The sequence below is a fragment of the Bacillus sp. 11C genome (assembly GCF_055486375.1).
This window is the reverse complement of record NZ_JBUPVZ010000002.1, coordinates 241,642-258,195: the sequence shown is the minus strand read 5'-3', so window position 1 is coordinate 258,195 and position 16,554 is coordinate 241,642. Positions and strand designations below refer to the sequence as shown.

The 16,554-nt window shown below is 47.7% G+C and carries 12 protein-coding genes and 1 pseudogene; 6 read left to right on the top strand and 7 right to left on the bottom strand.

Annotation, left to right across the window (positions count from 1 at the left end):
* Nucleotides 1-141: 141 nt before the first annotated feature.
* From cobA to nirB, 5 genes are all read right to left on the bottom strand, one after another.
* Nucleotides 142-1,587 (bottom strand): uroporphyrinogen-III C-methyltransferase, encoded by a 1,446-nt coding sequence (gene cobA, locus ACY3LV_RS03940; protein ID WP_464863416.1) that lies wholly within the window; start codon nt 1,585-1,587, stop codon nt 142-144.
* A 64-nt stretch (nt 1,588-1,651) separates the two neighbouring features.
* Nucleotides 1,652-1,972, bottom strand: a complete 321-nt coding sequence (nirD, locus tag ACY3LV_RS03935) for a nitrite reductase small subunit NirD (protein WP_464863415.1) — start codon at nt 1,970-1,972, stop codon at nt 1,652-1,654.
* Between the two features lie 32 nt (nt 1,973-2,004).
* Complete coding sequence (gene nasD, locus ACY3LV_RS03930; protein ID WP_464863414.1) at nt 2,005-4,422, bottom strand: NADPH-nitrite reductase; 2,418 nt, start codon at nt 4,420-4,422, stop codon at nt 2,005-2,007.
* 119 nt (nt 4,423-4,541) lie between these two features.
* The gene (gene nasC / locus ACY3LV_RS03925; RefSeq protein WP_464863413.1) at nt 4,542-6,674 is read right to left on the bottom strand and encodes an assimilatory nitrate reductase catalytic subunit NasC; all 2,133 of its coding nucleotides are present in this window, start codon (nt 6,672-6,674) and stop codon (nt 4,542-4,544) included.
* A 6-nt stretch (nt 6,675-6,680) separates the two neighbouring features.
* Nucleotides 6,681-8,996 carry a nitrite reductase large subunit NirB gene (nirB, locus tag ACY3LV_RS03920; protein ID WP_464863412.1) on the bottom strand — a complete coding sequence of 772 codons (2,316 nt, stop codon included), beginning with the start codon at nt 8,994-8,996 and terminating at the stop codon, nt 6,681-6,683.
* A gap of 179 nt (nt 8,997-9,175) precedes the next feature.
* Here nirB and ACY3LV_RS03915 point away from each other — a divergent pair, with 179 nt between their 5' ends.
* The 6 genes and pseudogenes from ACY3LV_RS03915 to ACY3LV_RS03890 all read left to right on the top strand — a co-directional run bounded on the left by ACY3LV_RS03915 (nt 9,176) and on the right by ACY3LV_RS03890 (nt 14,681).
* Nucleotides 9,176-10,381, top strand: a complete 1,206-nt coding sequence (locus tag ACY3LV_RS03915; RefSeq protein WP_333561249.1) for a nitrate/nitrite transporter — start codon at nt 9,176-9,178, stop codon at nt 10,379-10,381.
* A 112-nt stretch (nt 10,382-10,493) separates the two neighbouring features.
* Entirely contained in the window at nt 10,494-11,408 is a 915-nt protein-coding gene (gene folE2, locus ACY3LV_RS03910; RefSeq protein WP_333561248.1) for a GTP cyclohydrolase FolE2, read from the top strand.
* On the top strand, nt 11,405-12,022 hold the full coding sequence (locus ACY3LV_RS03905; RefSeq protein WP_148962946.1) for a L,D-transpeptidase: 618 nt from the start codon (nt 11,405-11,407) through the stop codon (nt 12,020-12,022). The genes folE2 and ACY3LV_RS03905 overlap by 4 nt, the downstream gene beginning before the upstream one ends.
* Nucleotides 12,023-12,105: 83 nt before the next feature.
* A pseudogene (locus ACY3LV_RS03900) lies at nt 12,106-13,278 on the top strand (NAD(P)-binding domain-containing protein).
* Nucleotides 13,279-13,314: 36 nt separating this feature from the next.
* Nucleotides 13,315-14,508, top strand: coding sequence for a zinc metallochaperone ZinU (gene zinU / locus ACY3LV_RS03895; RefSeq protein WP_333519170.1), 1,194 nt, complete (start codon nt 13,315-13,317; stop codon nt 14,506-14,508).
* Nucleotides 14,490-14,681 carry a hypothetical protein gene (locus tag ACY3LV_RS03890; RefSeq protein ID WP_148962948.1) on the top strand — a complete coding sequence of 64 codons (192 nt, stop codon included), beginning with the start codon at nt 14,490-14,492 and terminating at the stop codon, nt 14,679-14,681. Before zinU ends, ACY3LV_RS03890 begins: the two co-directional genes overlap by 19 nt.
* Before the next feature lie 41 nt (nt 14,682-14,722).
* Here ACY3LV_RS03890 and ACY3LV_RS03885 read toward each other — a convergent pair whose 3' ends face one another.
* Both ACY3LV_RS03885 and ACY3LV_RS03880 read right to left on the bottom strand, forming a co-directional pair.
* Complete coding sequence (locus tag ACY3LV_RS03885; RefSeq protein ID WP_148962949.1) at nt 14,723-15,403, bottom strand: amino acid ABC transporter permease; 681 nt, start codon at nt 15,401-15,403, stop codon at nt 14,723-14,725.
* Nucleotides 15,404-15,412: 9 nt separating this feature from the next.
* The gene (locus ACY3LV_RS03880; RefSeq protein ID WP_464863411.1) at nt 15,413-16,276 is read right to left on the bottom strand and encodes a transporter substrate-binding domain-containing protein; all 864 of its coding nucleotides are present in this window, start codon (nt 16,274-16,276) and stop codon (nt 15,413-15,415) included.
* Nucleotides 16,277-16,554 lie beyond the last annotated feature (278 nt).

The following is a 16,554-nucleotide window of genomic DNA, read 5'->3' as shown; positions in this document are numbered from 1 at the left end:
AAAGTCATAAAACGTATAACTTTGTCATCTTTTCAGCGTGATTGAAAACCCTTGAAGTCTAGGAAGGACGAGCATTGGAGCACAGCGAATGCGAGGGTTTGTCGACACGCTGAACAGCCCTTAAGAAAAGGGCTGCCGCAATCAGTTGTGAAGAAGTTTTTTTTCCGCCTGTTGATTCTGAATGAAAGCAAACACTTCATCCTGATCTCGGACCGCTGTGAATCCATAAGCCCCGGCAGCTGTGTCATCGCCTATGCAGACGATGGGAGGTCGGCTTGCTGATGGTTCCAGCGAAATGCCAATTTGTTTGCCTGCGCTGATCAATTGCTGAACGGACGGTTTGCTCGGGCAAATGACCATATGCAGCGGAGATTCACTGATGGTTCGCTGAATCATGTGGGTGAACCGGTCATCTATGACGTTTTCATGGGTGATATAAAACGTACAGGACTCATGCTTCTGCATGTTTTCCACTGCATGACGGCTCCCGACAACAAGACGCTTTTCTGAATCAGGCTGAATGGCGGAGACGAGTAAACCCCGTTTTGCAAGCTCTGTCACTGCTTGTTCAGATGCCGAACTCAGTCGGGCTGTCAGCTGGCGGACGTCGATTTTCTTGGATGCCATCGCTTGGAAAAATTCACAAACCGCACGGCGCGATGTGAAAACAATGTCTTCAAAGGTGCCGATCTTTCGAAGAATCTCTTCGTTGACAGGCATGTTTTCGGTCCGCCATTTCGGCCATTCGATGACATCGGCACCGGAATCGCGCAGCTTGTCTGCAAGCGGGTCTTCATCATCGCCATGAGTGACGACCATCATGTGCTGGCCAATGAGCGGTTTGCTTTCAAACCAGCTGTGTGTTTGAAAATTGACGATATCCCCGATGACGATAATCGCAGGGTTTGTGATCTGGTGTTCCTGTATTTTTTGCTGAATGTTCTCAAGCGAGCCTTTCACACTCCGCTGGCGGCCCCACGTTCCCCATTGGACCACAATGACAGGAACGGAAGGAGATTTTCCGTACGCAATGAGCTGCTGGCAAATATAAGACAAATTCTTAACGCCCATGTAAAAGACAAGGGTTTGAACGCTTCTGGCAAGTCCTTCCCAATCGAGATTCGGCGTTCCTTTTAATGATTTATCATGTGCTGTAATCATGGCAAAAGATGATGCGAAATCCCGATGCGTGACGGGGATGCCCGCATATAACGGCGCTGCAATTCCGGAGGTGATACCCGGCACCATTTCATAGCGGATGCCGTGCTCATAGAGAGCATCTGCTTCCTCGCCGACTCTGCCGAATACGCTCGGATCTCCGCCTTTCAAACGGACGACGGTTAATCCTTTTGATGCTTTTTCAACCAGCAGGGCATTAATTTCTCTTTGTTTCATAAAATGGCGGTCTGGCAGTTTTCCGCAATAAATAAATTGGCAGTCTGGTGATGCGAATTCGAGCAGCTTTGGGTTGGCGAGCCGGTCATATAAAATAACATCTGCTTTCTCCAGCGCCTGTTTCCCTTTGATGGTGAGCAGCCCCGGATCGCCGGGGCCTGCTCCCACGAAATATACGATTCCGTTCTTCATGTCATGTCATCCTTCCGTCACTGTAAAAATGAAGGATCACTTGAAAAGTGATCCGGTCTTTTGATCAATATACGAGATAAACATGTTCTCCTTCGATCAGCGTTTCGTATGTTTTGACGCATCCGTGATCCGGTGCTTGGACGATTCCGTCTTCTAAGGAGATTTTCCAGTCGTGCATCGGGCAGAAAACATATTCGCCGCTGACGATACCTTCCGCCAGAACGCCGCCCTTGTGCGGACAGCGGTTTTCAATGGCGCGGACGCTTCCGTTTGAAAGCTTAAAAACCGCGAGTTCCTTATCTTCAATATACACTGTTTTGCCTAATTGTTCAGGCAATTCTTCAATTTTTCCGATCCATACTTTTGTTGCGCCTTTGTTTGCCATGTTCATTCCTCCTTTATGTTTGTTTTTTGTCATTATGATGTGGTCACGACGTTTTCAAATAATTCTTTAGAGGTTTGTTTATTTTCCAAAAAGCCCTTCCACGGATCCTTGTGGACAGAGAGTGTTTCATTCATTCGGTCGTTCAGATCCTGCCGCTTTTCCGGATCATTTAACACGGATTGGACATGGGATAAACCGACGCGCTCAAGCCATGCGGATGTACGCTCCAGATAGTTTGCAGTTTCGCGGTAGTATTGCAGATAAGCGCCTGCGTATTCTAAGACTTCTTCATTTGTTTTCACCTTCATCAGCAAATCGCCGGCACGTAAATGAGTTCCGCCGTTTCCGCCGACATAAAGCTCCCAGCCTCCGTCAATGCCGACAACGCCAAGGTCCTTAATGCCCGATTCCGCACAGTTTCGCGGGCAGGCAGACACGGCCATTTTCACTTTATGAGGCGTGTTCAGCCCTTCGAATTTTTTCTCAAGCGCAATGCCCAGTGCCATGGAGTCTTGCGTGCCGAAGCGGCAGAATTGCTCGCCTACGCACGTTTTTACTGTGCGGAGCGTTTTCCCGTACGCGTAGCCTGACGGCATATCGAGATCTTTCCATACCCTCGGAAGGTCTTCTTTTTTCACGCCGATGAGATCAATCCGCTGGCCGCCGGTCATTTTAACGAGCGGGATCTCATATTTGTCGACGACATCGGCGATCTTGCGCAGATCTTTGGAATTGGTCACACCGCCGTACATCCGTGGCACGACTGAATATGTTCCGTCTTTTTGAATATTGGCGTGCATTCGTTCGTTAACAAAGCGGGATGTTCGTTCATCCTCGTATTTGGTTGGATTGATCATGCCTAGGTAGTAGTTCAGGGCCGGCCGGCATTTGGAACAGCCTTCTGGCGTTTTCCAGCCGAGCACGTTCATGATTTCTCTTGTATGTGACAGCCCTTTGGCTTTGATTTCTTCTACGATTTCATCTCTCGACAATGTCGTGCAGCCGCAAATCGCTTCTTTTTGCGCTGACGCATCAAAGTCAGATCCGAGCGTATGCTGGAGGATTTCTTCTACGAGCGGCTTACAGCCTCCGCATGAGCGGGATGCACCTGTGCATGCTTTGATCTCATCCGTTGACGAGCAGCCTTTTTCATGTATGGCTTGAATAATCGCACCTTTTGACACGCCGTTACAGCCGCAGATGATTTCATCGTCGCTCATCGCTGCGGTCATGCTTGTGCCTGCTTCTTGGTTGAGAGGCTGTAAGATTGATATTTTAGAGGTTTCAGTGATGTCGGCTTCTTTTTGAATCATAGAAAACAGGCGATTGCCTTCGCTGCTGTCGCCGAATAAAACAGCACCGACAATTTGATTGCCCCTCAGGACGATTTTTTTATAGATGCCGTCCTGCTCATCGAAGACTTTAACTGCTTTTTTCTCCTCTGATTCATCAAAGTCACCGGCAGAGAAGACCTCGACGCCTGATACCTTTAACTGAGTGGAGAGAACGGAGCCTTCATACGGTTTTGTTTCGATGCCGCAAATATGCTTCGCCAGCACTTTTGCCTGTTCATAGAGCGGCGCCACGAGTCCGTATGCGATCCCCCGATGCTCAGCGCATTCGCCGACCGCATAAATGTGCGGGATTTCAGTTTCCATATAATCGTTGACGATGATTCCGCGGTTCACCGGAATGCCGCTTTCAGCTCCGAGCGCTGTATTCGGGCGGATGCCTACGGCCATGACGACTAAATCAGCTTCAATGCTTGTTCCGTCTGTGAAGCGGAGGCCTTCAACACGGTCATCACCGATAATCTCTTCGGTTTGTTTTTCAAGCAAGAATGTCATTCCTTGTTTTTCTAGCTCGTTTTGCAACAAGCGTCCCGCTGCTGCATCAAGCTGTCGTTCCATCAGGAATGGCGCGAGGTGGATGACGGATACCTCCATGCCGAGATTCAGCAGTCCGCGGGCGGCTTCTAAACCGAGCAGGCCTCCGCCGATGACGGCTGCTTTTTTATATTGTTTTGACGCGGCGAGCATCGTGTCTGTATCTTTTATGTCCCGGAAAGCCGTGACGCCTTTTTTGTCTGCGCCCGGAATCGGAAGGATAAAAGGGACAGAGCCTGTCGCCAGAATCAATTCGTCATAAGGCTGGATTCTGTCTGCATCTGTGATGACCGTTTTGTTTTCCGGGTCCACCTTGATGACTGTTTCATTTGTATACAATTGAATATTGTTTTCTTCGTACCAGTCCCAATCGTTTAACGTAATATCTTTAATGTCGGTATCGCCTTGAAGCACTTTTGACAAAAGGATTCGGTTGTAATTGGGATGCGGTTCGGCACCGAAAATTGTGATCTGAAACTCGTCTTTTGCAATACTCAGTATCTCTTCAATGGCCCTTACCCCGGCCATTCCGTTTCCAACAAGAACTAGTTGTTTTTTTTCCATCAGATGATCCGCTCCTTATCAATGTTTTTTCCAGCGTAGCACAGCAAAAAGAAATATTTAAGATGCATGTTATAAAATGTAACAAAATATACGAAAAGTTCTAAAAATTTTATGAAAAATTAAATAGGTCTGATTCGGACGGCGCATACTTTAAAACCGGGCATTTTACAGGCAGGATCTAAGGCTTCTCCGATTAAATCATTCACATTTTGAGCGTCTGCCCAGTGGATGGGGACAAAAACGGTGTCTTTTCTGATTTGTTCCGATAATTTGCTGCGGACGGTGATGCTTCCACGCGGTGATTCTATTTTTACGAGCACACGGTCTTCGATATGGAAGGATGCCGCAGTTTGCGGGTGGATTTCCATAAATGATTCAAAATGTCTCGCGGCAAGGGCGGCGCTTTTTCTCGTTTGAACGCCTGTTAAGTAGTGAGACATGACTCGGCCTGTCGTTAAATAAAGCGGATAATCGGCTGTCGGCTTCTCTTTTGGAACGGCCGATTCGTTTGGAATCACACTTAGTGCCGCTTTTTGATCCGGATGGGCAAATGAGTCCGCAAACAAGCGTCCTGTTCCGGGGTGATCAGGTTCCGGACATGGCCAATGAATGCCGCCTTCACGTCTGATCCTGTCATATGTGATGCCTGAATAATCGGCAATCCCGCCTCGGCTCGCTTTTCTCAATTCATTAAAAATATCCTTAGTTGACGTGTAAGAAAAGTAGCGGCCTTTCCCGAGAGCGGATGCGATATCACAAATAATCTGCCAATCATGCTTTGTTTCACCGGGACATGGCCGGGTTGCTTCTCTTAATGTCACGCGGCCTTCGACATTTGTCATGGTGCCCTCATCTTCTAAATAAGAGGAGGCGGGCAAAATCACATCTGCGTATTTCGCAGACTCAGACATAAACAAATCGATCGCAACAAAGAATGTCAGTTTTCTCAGAGCTTTTTTGACGAGATTTGCATTTGGGCTGGAGACAGCTGGGTTGGAGCACATAAGGAATAGTCCTTTGATGTCGCCGTCATTGATTTTTTCCATCATTTCATAGGCCGAGACACCTTTTCGAGGGAGTTCATCCTGATGGATTCCCCACACTTTCGCAATATGCGCACGGTGTTGTTCATTTTCGATAGAACGGTAGCCCGGAAGCTGATCGGCTTTTTGTCCATGCTCTCTTGCGCCTTGTCCGTTGCCTTGTCCGGTGATCGCCCCGTAGCCCGAATAAGGTTTGCCGATTTTTCCTGTGATCAGCACCATGTTTAAAAAGCCCTTTACAGCCGCTGTTCCATCGGTTTGCTGTTCAATCCCGCGGGCTGTAAAGAGCATGCCGGACGTTTCTTTCGCAAACTTTACAGCGGCTTTTCGCATGTGCGCCAGCGGGACACTCGTCTGTTCGGCGATCTCATTCAGGCTCAACGCGTTAGTATGCTTCCTCAGCTCCTCGAAACCATTTGTTCGTGATCGAATGAAATGTTCGTTTGCGAGCTGTTCGTCGATGATGATTTTGACGAGACCGTTGGCAAGGGCAGCGTCTGTGCCGGGCTTGATTTTCAGATGAAGATCGGCGATTTTCGTCGTCGCTGTTTCGCGCGGATCAATAGCAATGATGTAAGCGCCGTTTTCTTTCGCTTTTTCAAAGTACGGCATCATCGTAGGCTGGCATTCCGCAATATTGGTGCCGGCCAGAATGATCACACGGGTGTGGGGAATGTCTGATAAGGGATTCGTTAAGCCTCTGTCCGCGCCGAATGTTTGGTTGGCTGCGGTTGCTGCGGCGGACATACATAGCCTCCCATTGTAGTCGATGTATTTTGTCTGTAAGCCAACCCGTGCGAACTTCCCTAACAAATACGCCTCTTCATTCGTAATTGAGGCGCTTCCGTATACAGCCAGGGCGTCATGGCCGTGTTCGTTTTGGATCATCGTCACTTGGTCTTTGATGTGATTCAGTGCTTCTTCCCAGGAAACAGGCAGAAATTCGCCGCTTTTCTTCAGCAGCGGCCGGGTGATGCGGGAGGAGTTCAGGGCATGCTGGTGGGCGTTCATGCCCTTCATGCATAACCGGCCCTGTGTCGTAGGATTATCAATCCCGATCGCTGTGTACTTTTTCCGTGTGACGATGGTTTGTTCCACAAGCTGCATTTTGCACTGCATGCTGCAAAACGGACATTGGGTGTCATACGTTTTTTCTGATTGGATGTCTTGCTGTTTATCACGGAAATATTTAAGCAGTCGTTCAGTCAAAATGCCTCATCCTTTCTTATGTGCGCCAGCCTGTATAGGCGGGTTTTGAATCAGTGACAGGTCTGTTTGGAGGTTTTCCAGCAGCTGTGTCCTAAGGTCCTCTTCAAATAGCACTTCTCTGATATGAACGATCCCGAGACGGTCCATCCACTGATGAACGGCTTCTAAGTAATGAGCCGTTTCACGGTAATACTGAACCAGTCCTTTGATCATGCCGGCAGTGCTGTCTGCGCTGTCTGTCACACAAAAAAGAGCTCCGGAACGGGCATGAGTTCCCCGGACGCCGCCGATGTAAATGTCCCAGCCAGCTTGCGTTCGAATCGCGCCGACATCTTGTATGGCGGCATCGGTGCAGTCTGTTTCACATGATAAGCTGATAGACATGGAAGCGGGCATGGAAAGCATCTCAAGATGTCTTTCAATCTGGGCTGCCAGCTGCTGAATCGACCGGTTTTGCCCGCATGTACATGCTTTGACACTTTGCAGCGTGCGGGGGTGTTCATTGGTGCAAACGGGCATTTTCAGGTCTTTTTTAATGTTCGGGAGCTCCGCCGGCTTGATCCCGGCAAGCTTCAGTCTTTGGCTATGAGTGATGGATACGTCAGGGATGCTGTATGTCTCGATGATGTCGGCGATATTTCTTAGCTGCTCCGCGTTTGTCATCCCGCCGTACAATTGCGGAATGAGGATGCATGTGTCTTCTGAGGATGATTCCGGCTGAACAAAACCGGCATGCAGCTTTTCCAGATAGTATTGAATCGCCGGGACACATTTGCGGCAGCCGTTTTTCGTTTTCCAGCCAAGCTGGCTCATCGCTTCTGCAGGATCAGTGAATGGTCTGCGCTGAAGCTCAGCAATGATGTCGTCTTCCGTCAAATCGGTGCATCCGCAAAATGCAAGTGTATCGGCGGGCTCTGTATATTCGCCGCTGCCCATGTACCTCAAAAAGTCTTCAACGAGCGGCTTGCATCCTCCGCAGGAGCCGGCTGCGTTGGTACAGTGTTTGACTTCCTCAACTGTTGTTAAGCCTTTCGTGTGCACCGCTTCTTCAATCGCGCCTTTAGTCACTGAGCTGCATTGGCAAATCGTTTCACTGGAAGGCATGGATTCAAATAATCTGCCGGTTTTCTCCGGTTCGATGATCTGCTTTTTGACTATGGAGATATCTCGTTGTTTGAGCAGGCTGTCGAGAAGCCGCTGCTTGTCACGTGTGTCTCCGAACAAAATAACGCCGGCCGGTTTGTCATCCTCAAAGAGTGCTTTTTTATAGATGCCTGCTTGTTCATCGTAGATGTTAATACTCGTCGTGCGTTCATCTTCGTGAACCTTTCCGGCTGACCACACATCAATTCCGGCTATTTTTAAAGCGGCAGATGGTGATGAGCCTTGATATCCTTCGCATGGAACGCCGCAAATATGTTTGGCGAGAACGTTTCCCTGTTCATAAAGGGGTGCCGCCAAGCCGTACACCGTTCGGTTATGCTCGGCGCATTCCCCGACGGCATACACATTCGGTTCGCTCGCCTGCATGCAGTCATTTACGATGATCCCGCGGTTCACTTTGATTCCGGCGGATACAGCCAATTCAATATTTGGCCTCACGCCAGCCGCCATCACAATCAAGTCTGCTTTCAGTGAAGAGCCGTCTTTAAAACGGATGCCGTCTGCCCGCGCGGCACCAGAAATAGATACGGTATCTTTCTCCAAAAGAAAGGTTAAGCCTTTCCGTTCCAGCTCCGTCTGCAGCAGCCGCGACGCGGTGTGATCGAGCTGTTTTTGCATGATGGCGGAGGAGTGGTGAATGACGCTGACATCCATGCCGAGATGCTTTAATCCGACTGCAGCTTCCAGCCCTAATAAGCCGGCTCCGATCACCGCTGCTTTTTGATGGTGTTCGGCCATACTCATCAACGCTTGGCAGTCTTCTATTGTTCGAAATCCATAGACGCCTTCTTTGTCCGCCCCGGGAATGGGGAGAATATGGGGGGAGGAGCCTGTTGCCAGAATGAGTTTGTCATAAGAAAGGGTTCGTTTGCGATCCGTGATGACCAGCTGCTGATCTGTATCAATTTGAACAACCGTTTCGCCCGCGTAAAGGGTAATCCCGTGCTTGGCGTACCAATCCTTGCTGTTCAGTGTAATGTCATCGAGTGACGCCACCCCCTGCAAAACAGAGGATAAGAGAATGCGATTGTAGTTGGGATGCGGTTCGCTTCCGAAAATGACAATCTCAAACATTTGGCGATTCAGCTTTAAGACTTCTTCAATACAGCGGATGCCGGCCATTCCGTTTCCTGCCAACACCAGTCTTTGTTTCTTCATGTACCAGACCTCCTTTATTGCAGCGTGTAAGTTTTCTCTTATTTAAAATTATGTCAAAATGCTTTGTTAACGCATTAAACGTGTCACAAAAACTTACACATGTCTTTTCCAGAAAAAATCGATCATATATTATTAATTCAGAAAATTAAAATAATTTAGGGTTAAGAAAGGGGAATCTTATGAAGCTGTCGGAACTGAAAACCAGCGGTCATCCACTCACTTTACTCTGTTCCTTTTTATACTTTGATGTGAGTTTTATGATATGGGTTATGCTTGGGGCACTGGGGGTTTATATTTCTCAGGATTTTGTCCTGTCTCCTTTTGAGAAAGGGCTTGTGGTGGCCGTGCCGATTTTAGCAGGATCTGTGTTTCGTATCCTTCTCGGTATTTTAACGGATAGAATCGGACCGAAAAAAACGGCAGTGGTCGGGATGCTGGTGACAATGATTCCGCTGCTGTGGGGGACATTTGGCGGCCGTTCGCTGCCTGAGCTGTATGCCATCGGGATTCTGCTTGGCGTGGCGGGGGCAAGCTTTGCGGTTGCGCTGCCTATGGCAAGCCGGTGGTATCCGCCTCATTTGCAGGGGCTTGCGATGGGGATCGCTGGCGCGGGGAACAGCGGCACTTTGTTTGCAACCCTGTTTGGCCCGCGTCTTGCGGAGCAGTTCGGCTGGCACATTGTCATGGGAATTGCGCTTATTCCTTTGCTGATCGTCTTTATTCTTTTTGTATCCATGGCAAAGGATTCTCCTGCACAGCCGGCGCCGCAGCCGCTCAAAAACTACCTGCATGTGTTCGGGCAGAAGGAAACATGGTTTTTCTGCCTGCTGTACAGCGTCACATTCGGGGGATTTGTCGGACTATCAAGCTTTTTATCTATTTTCTTTGTCGATCAATACCAGCTGTCAAAAATTCACGCGGGCGATTTCGTTACATTATGTGTGGCGGCGGGAAGTTTTTTTCGGCCTGTCGGGGGCTGGATTTCAGATCGTGTCGGCGGCACAAAAGTGCTTTCTGTATTGTTTGTCATCGTGGCCCTGTGCATGGCCGGGGTCAGCAGCCTGCCGTCTCTTTCGATGGTCATCGTTCTTTTGTTTGTCGGCATGATGGGGCTCGGAATGGGCAACGGGGCAGTATTCCAGCTCGTGCCGCAGCGCTTCCGCAAAGAAATCGGTATGGTGACGGGAATCGTCGGCGCGGCCGGCGGCATAGGAGGTTTTTTCCTGCCGAACATCTTAGGATCGCTAAAACAGATGACAGGCTCATATGCTATCGGATTTATTACATTTTCCTGTATCGCACTGCTGGCGTTTGCGCTCGTGCTTGCCGCAGGCTATTACTGGAGAAAAAGCTGGAGCGCGGAAAGCAGTCCGGCGGATGTTTAGATTTTCACGGATACGCATTTGTGCGTGTCTTTTTTATTTTCTCTTGATTTTAATCGCTGAACCGATCAAAATAAATAGTAATTATTACGATTTATTGAGAGGAGTTTTCTGATTGAATCAACACACGCTGCTGCCGGAAAAACCGGAGCGTCTTCAATACTTTGGGTCGGTCAGTCCGGTGAAAGGCGAAAAACCTGTAGAAAAAGAGAAAATGAAGGATTTGCAAAATATCAAGAAGGATTATTTTTTTGATATTCAGCATGTAGGTGTCGCTAATGTGTCCCATCCTGTCACAATCACTTCTGCCATGGCGCCTGCTGAGCAAACAACGGCTGCGAACTTTACAATGACTTGTGATTTGCGGAGAAATCAAAAGGGAATCAACATGAGCCGGTTAACAGAGCTGCTGCAAGTCTATCATCAAAACGGCTGGGTTCTCTCATTTTGCTCTCTTCAGCAATTTACGAAAGAACTTGCAGAAAATATGGGTCAGTCATCAGCTTCAGTCGAAGTGCGGTTTCCATGGTTTTTCGAACGGAAAAGTCCGAAGCTTGAGAAATCGGGCCTGATGCATGCTGACATATTGATGTCTGTCACCTATCAAGAAGATCAGCCGTTTAAACAGCGTGCCGGCATCGCAGCGAAAGTAACGACCCTTTGCCCCTGTTCCAAGGAAATCAGTGAATACAGTGCTCATAATCAGAGGGGAACGGTCAGCATTTGGGCTGATATTCATCCGGCTGCATCGCCGCCAAGCGATTTTAAAGCCGATTTGCTTGACGCCGCGGAATCAAATGCCTCCGCGAGACTGCATCCGGTGCTGAAGCGCCCTGATGAAAAAGCCGTGACGGAAACGGCGTATGAAAACCCGAGATTTGTTGAGGATCTCGCCCGGCTGATTGCCGCGGATTTGTATGAGCTTGAATGGGTGTCAGCCTTTGAGATTGAATGCCGCAATGAAGAATCGATCCACCTCCACGATGCCTATGCGAAGCTGCGTTTTTCGAAACAGGTGGATCAAATATGAAACTCTCATTATTCATTGCTGCGGTTCTGATGCCGGTCTGCCTGCTGTCAGCATGTTCTGGCCATGCGGAAGAACACGCAAGTGCCGATACAAAGAAAACGGAAGAACAAGTAAGCGCTGATAAGAAGAAAATGGCAGAGCACGCAACGTCCGATCAAAAAACAGAAAAAACAAGCATTGATTGGACGAAGCCTTCAGGCGGTGAATACCCGGATATCAAGCAGAAGCATGTCTGGATTGATGTAGATGTGAAAAAGCAGAAGGCTTACATCAAAGAAGAAAGCAAAACCCTATATACAATGATTGTCTCGTCAGGACTTGATCAAACAAAGAATGATGCTACGCCAAAGGGCACCTTTCATATCGAACCTGAACGGGGAGAATGGTTTTTCTCCGAAGGATATCAGGAAGGCGCGGAATACTGGGTCTCATGGAAAAACCATGGCGAATTTTTATTTCACAGCGTGCCAATGACAAAGGATAAAAAAGTCATTGAAAAAGAAGCGGAAAAACTAGGAACGAAAGCATCTCATGGTTGTATCAGGCTGACCATCCCGGATGCGAAATGGATATATGAAAATATCCCTGGCCATACGAAAGTTGTGATCAGCTGAATGGAAAGGTGGTTGACAAAAATGAAAAAAGAACATACGATTTAAATCGTAACAATTACGTTTTGGAAAGAGGGGATTCTCTCATGTATAAATGGTTGATCATTGGCGGTGGCATCCAAGGCTCAACCTTGGCTGTACATCTGGTGAAAAGCGGAAAGGCATCAATTGAGGATCTTGCCATCATTGATCCTCATGAACGGCCTCTTGAATGATGGAAACGAAACACAGCCCGCATTCAGATGAAATATTTGCGCTCTCCTTCGGTTCATCACGTAGACACAGAGCCGTTCAGCCTGCAAATGTATGCGGATAAAAGCCAATGGCCGGAAGTGTTTTTTGGAAGATATAAGAGGCCCTCGCTGTCGCTCTTCAATGAGCACTGCGAGACTGTGCTGGACGAGTTACATATTGATCGAGCGTGGAAAACAGGCATGGTGACAAATTTGAGAAGGAAAAATGGGTTATGGGAAGCGGAGACAGATGCCGTTGGAACACTCACGGGGGAACGAGTGGCTTTAGCCATGAGTTTTTCTCATCAGCCTTCTTGGCCGGAGTGGGCAAAACCATTTCAGAATGACGGCATTTATCATGTGTTTGACAGAGATGTGCATGATGTTAGGAATGAAAGTGTGCAAATCGCAATTGTGGGCGGAGGGATAACGGCGGCTCATTACGCCATAAAACTCGCGGATGACGGGCATGATGTGACGATGCTGGTGAGGCATCCCTTCCGAACCTATGACTTTGACAGTGATCCGGGCTGGCTGGGTCCGAAATATATGAAAGCATTCAGTAAAACGTCAGACTATCAAAAGAGAAGGCAATGGATTACAAGCGCCAGGCATCGCGGCTCTTTTCCAAAGGACCTTTCAAGAACGCTGGCTGTCTATAGGAAGGAGGGCAGAATAAAAGTCATTCAGGATGAAATTGAGTTTTGTCAAAAAACAGATGAAGGCAAAATACAGATACACGGTAAGAACAGCGAACCGCCATACGAATATGAGCGTATCGCACTGGCAACAGGTTTTACTTCGGACATCAGCCGGTTCGAGTGGGTACAGAGAGCGGCGGAAGCGGAGCAATTGCCGTATGCAGGCTGCGGTTTTCCGATTGTCGGCCAGGATTTGCAATGGGGAAAAGGATTATATGTGATGGGGGCCTTGGCTGAATTAGAAATCGGGCCGACAGCGAGAAATATTTCCGGAGCGCGGAAAGCTGCTTACACCATTGCACATACGGCGAAGCATACAAGTTAAATCGTAATGATTCTATTTTAAGAGGAGGACATCACCATGAAAAAAATTCCGGTTACCGTACTGAGCGGTTATCTTGGGGCGGGAAAAACAACATTGCTGAACAGCATTCTGCAAAATCGTGACGGCTTAAAAATAGCAGTCATCGTCAATGATATGAGCGAGGTGAACATTGACGCGGGTTTGGTTAAGCAGGAAGGAGGCCTTTCCAGAACCGATGAGAAGCTTGTGGAAATGTCAAACGGCTGTATTTGCTGCACGCTTCGCGAAGATTTATTAATTGAAGTCGAGAAGCTGGCAAAGGAAGGGCGGTTTGATTATATCGTCATCGAATCCACTGGAATCAGCGAACCGATCCCGGTGGCGCAAACTTTTTCTTATATTGATGAAGAGATGGGGATCGACCTTACGAAATTCTGTCAGCTGGATACGATGGTGACAGTGGTTGATGCTAACCGTTTTTGGCATGATTATCAGTCAGGCGATAGCCTGCTGGACCGCAAAGAAGCATTGGGAGAAGGGGATGAAAGAGAAATTGCCGACCTCTTGATCGACCAAGTCGAGTTTTGTGATGTTCTGATCTTAAATAAATGTGATTTGGTCAGCGAGCAAGAGCTCGAACAGCTTGAAAAAGTTCTTCGCACACTGCAGCCTAGGGCAAAATTCATTCGATCCGTCAAAGGAAATGTAAAACCGCAGGAGATTTTGCATACAGGATTATTTAACTTTGAGGAAGCGAGCGGATCAGCCGGCTGGATTCAAGAGCTGACTGCGGGTCATGCGGAACATACCCCGGAAACAGAAGAGTATGGCATCTCTTCATTTGTGTATAAGAGACGTTTACCGTTTCATTCCACACGGTTTTATCGCTGGATGGATCAAATGCCAAAGAACGTGGTTCGCGCCAAAGGAATCGTCTGGTGCGCATCTCATAACAACCTTGCTTTGCTGATGTCGCAAGCCGGGCCGTCCGTTACGATTGAGCCTGTATCCTATTGGGTGGCGGCGCTGCCTAAGCTAGAACAGGAGCAAGTCAAACAGCAGGAACCGGAAATTCTGGAAGACTGGGATCCGGAATTCGGCGACCGATTGACACAGCTAGTGTTGATCGGAACAGATTTGGATGAAGAAGAGATTACGAAAGAGCTTGATCAATGCTTGCTGACTGAGTATGAATTTGATTCAGATTGGTCGCTGTTTGAGGATCCGTTCAAGTGGAAGCTGAATCAATAGAAAAAGCGTGTTGGCAAACCCCGCATTCGTTGTCAAGCCTGCGCGCCGGTGCTCACATTAAAAAAGATCAGCGTCTAAATGCTGGAGCGTCCTGCTCAAACGCCGCTGTCACCGACTTCAAGGGTCTGAAAAAAAGACAAAATCCTAAAACGAAAACCGTTTTAGGATTTTAAGCCGTCTCCTGCGGAGCGGCTTTTTTTAATGAAACGTTTGTTTAAACATAATGAGCGTATTTCTTTTCAAGGATATTTTGAAAAGCTGCCGCTGCTGAGCAGATGGCCCAATAGATGAGAGCGGTCAGAATATACATGGTCATGTAATCAAACTCTCTGCCGCCGATGATTTTCGCATGCTGGAGCAATTCCGGCACTGTAATCATCGCAGCGAGAGAGGACGCTTTGATTAAGTCAAGCAATACATTGGCAAGCGGAGGCAGCGCGATACGGATCGATTGCGGCAAAATGATGCCCCTCATCGTCTGCCAATAGGAAAGGCCGAGCGAGGATGCGGCTTCCCACTGTCCTTTTTCAACGGATGAAATGGCTGAACGGTTAATTTCCGCAATGTAGGCGGCGCTGTTAAGGCTAAAGCCGATTAAAGCGGCCGTGACAGCGGAAAATTCAATGCCGATATAAGGAAATCCAAAATAAAGGATAAACAAGATGACCAAGATTGGAACGCCCCGCATAAAGGAGATATAGAGCTTCGCCGGCCATCTTAACAGGGCAAGTGTAGACATTCTGGCGAGTGATATGAACAGGCCGATCGCCGTTCCCGCAAACATGCTCACAAAAGAGATGAGCAGCGTGTATCCAATCCCTTGTATGACATAAGGAAACGATTCAATCGCCAGCTTTGTGTTGAAAATATATTCCCACTGAATGCTATTTATCATGGCGTCCGATTACAAATCAACGTCCTGAACGTCGACATCCAGTTTCTTTGATACATCTGCTTTATTGAAGAATTGTTTCGAGAGCTTAGTCAAAGTGCCATCTTTGCTCATCTCTTTCAGTGTTTCGTTCATCTTTTTCTGAAGTGCCGCATTGCTTTTTTTCATGACAAGCGCCTGTTGATTCGGCATGTACTTGATGTCCGGGTGGATCGTAATGTTGAGATCCGGGAATGCTGCGAGCGCAAGTGTCTGCAGGTAATAGTCGTTTAAAATGACATCAGTGCGTCCGTTGGCGACATCTTTTAAATACTGCTCGTTGGTCGCATTATCATATATCACTTCTTTGGCGCCGTATTTTCTCGCTACATCCATGTAGACAGTTGTAGCCGCGCCAGCCGCTTTCTTCCCTTTTAAATCCTTAAGGGTTTTAATCCCTGATAAATCGTCTTTTCGGACAATTGCTGTGCCATATGAATATTTATATGGAGTGGAAAACGCAAACTTCTTCTCACGGTCTTTCGTTACGTCGATGTCATTTGCGGCTGCGTCAACCTGGGCGCTGTTGACCGCTGTCAGCATCCCGTCAATGCCCATCTCCTTAAATTCAACCTTCAGTCCCAAGCGTTTTGCCGCTTCGCGAACAACTTCAACCTCGTAGCCCGTCAGCTTATCGGAACCAGAATCGGTTTCGTGATAAGAAGTGGGATAAAGCGTACCGGATGTAGCGACAACGATCTTCTCTTTGTCTTTAATCTGATCCCAGCCTGTATCCTTGGAATCGGCTTCATTTTTGCCGGAACAAGCTGCCAATATAAGAAAGAAAGCCATTGTGAAACTGAATATAACGGCTTTTGATTGCATGAATGATTTCACCTTTGTTTCCCCCAATCTATTAATCAACTAAAAAGATAGCATTGAACATAGAGGGTTGCAATATGTTGATGACGTTTTCAAAAAGTTCGAATTGTGTATACAAAAGCGTTTTGGCGTTTAAATGCGGTTATGAAAAAAAGGGGGATAAAAAAGGAGTTGTTCAAGGATGAATGCATTGACATACCAAGGAAAAGAGCATGTTGAGCTGATCTCAGGCCATTATACGTAGTGAAGAAAAATGAAATCGTTCTTCCGGATAAAGTTAAATCTTGCTGATG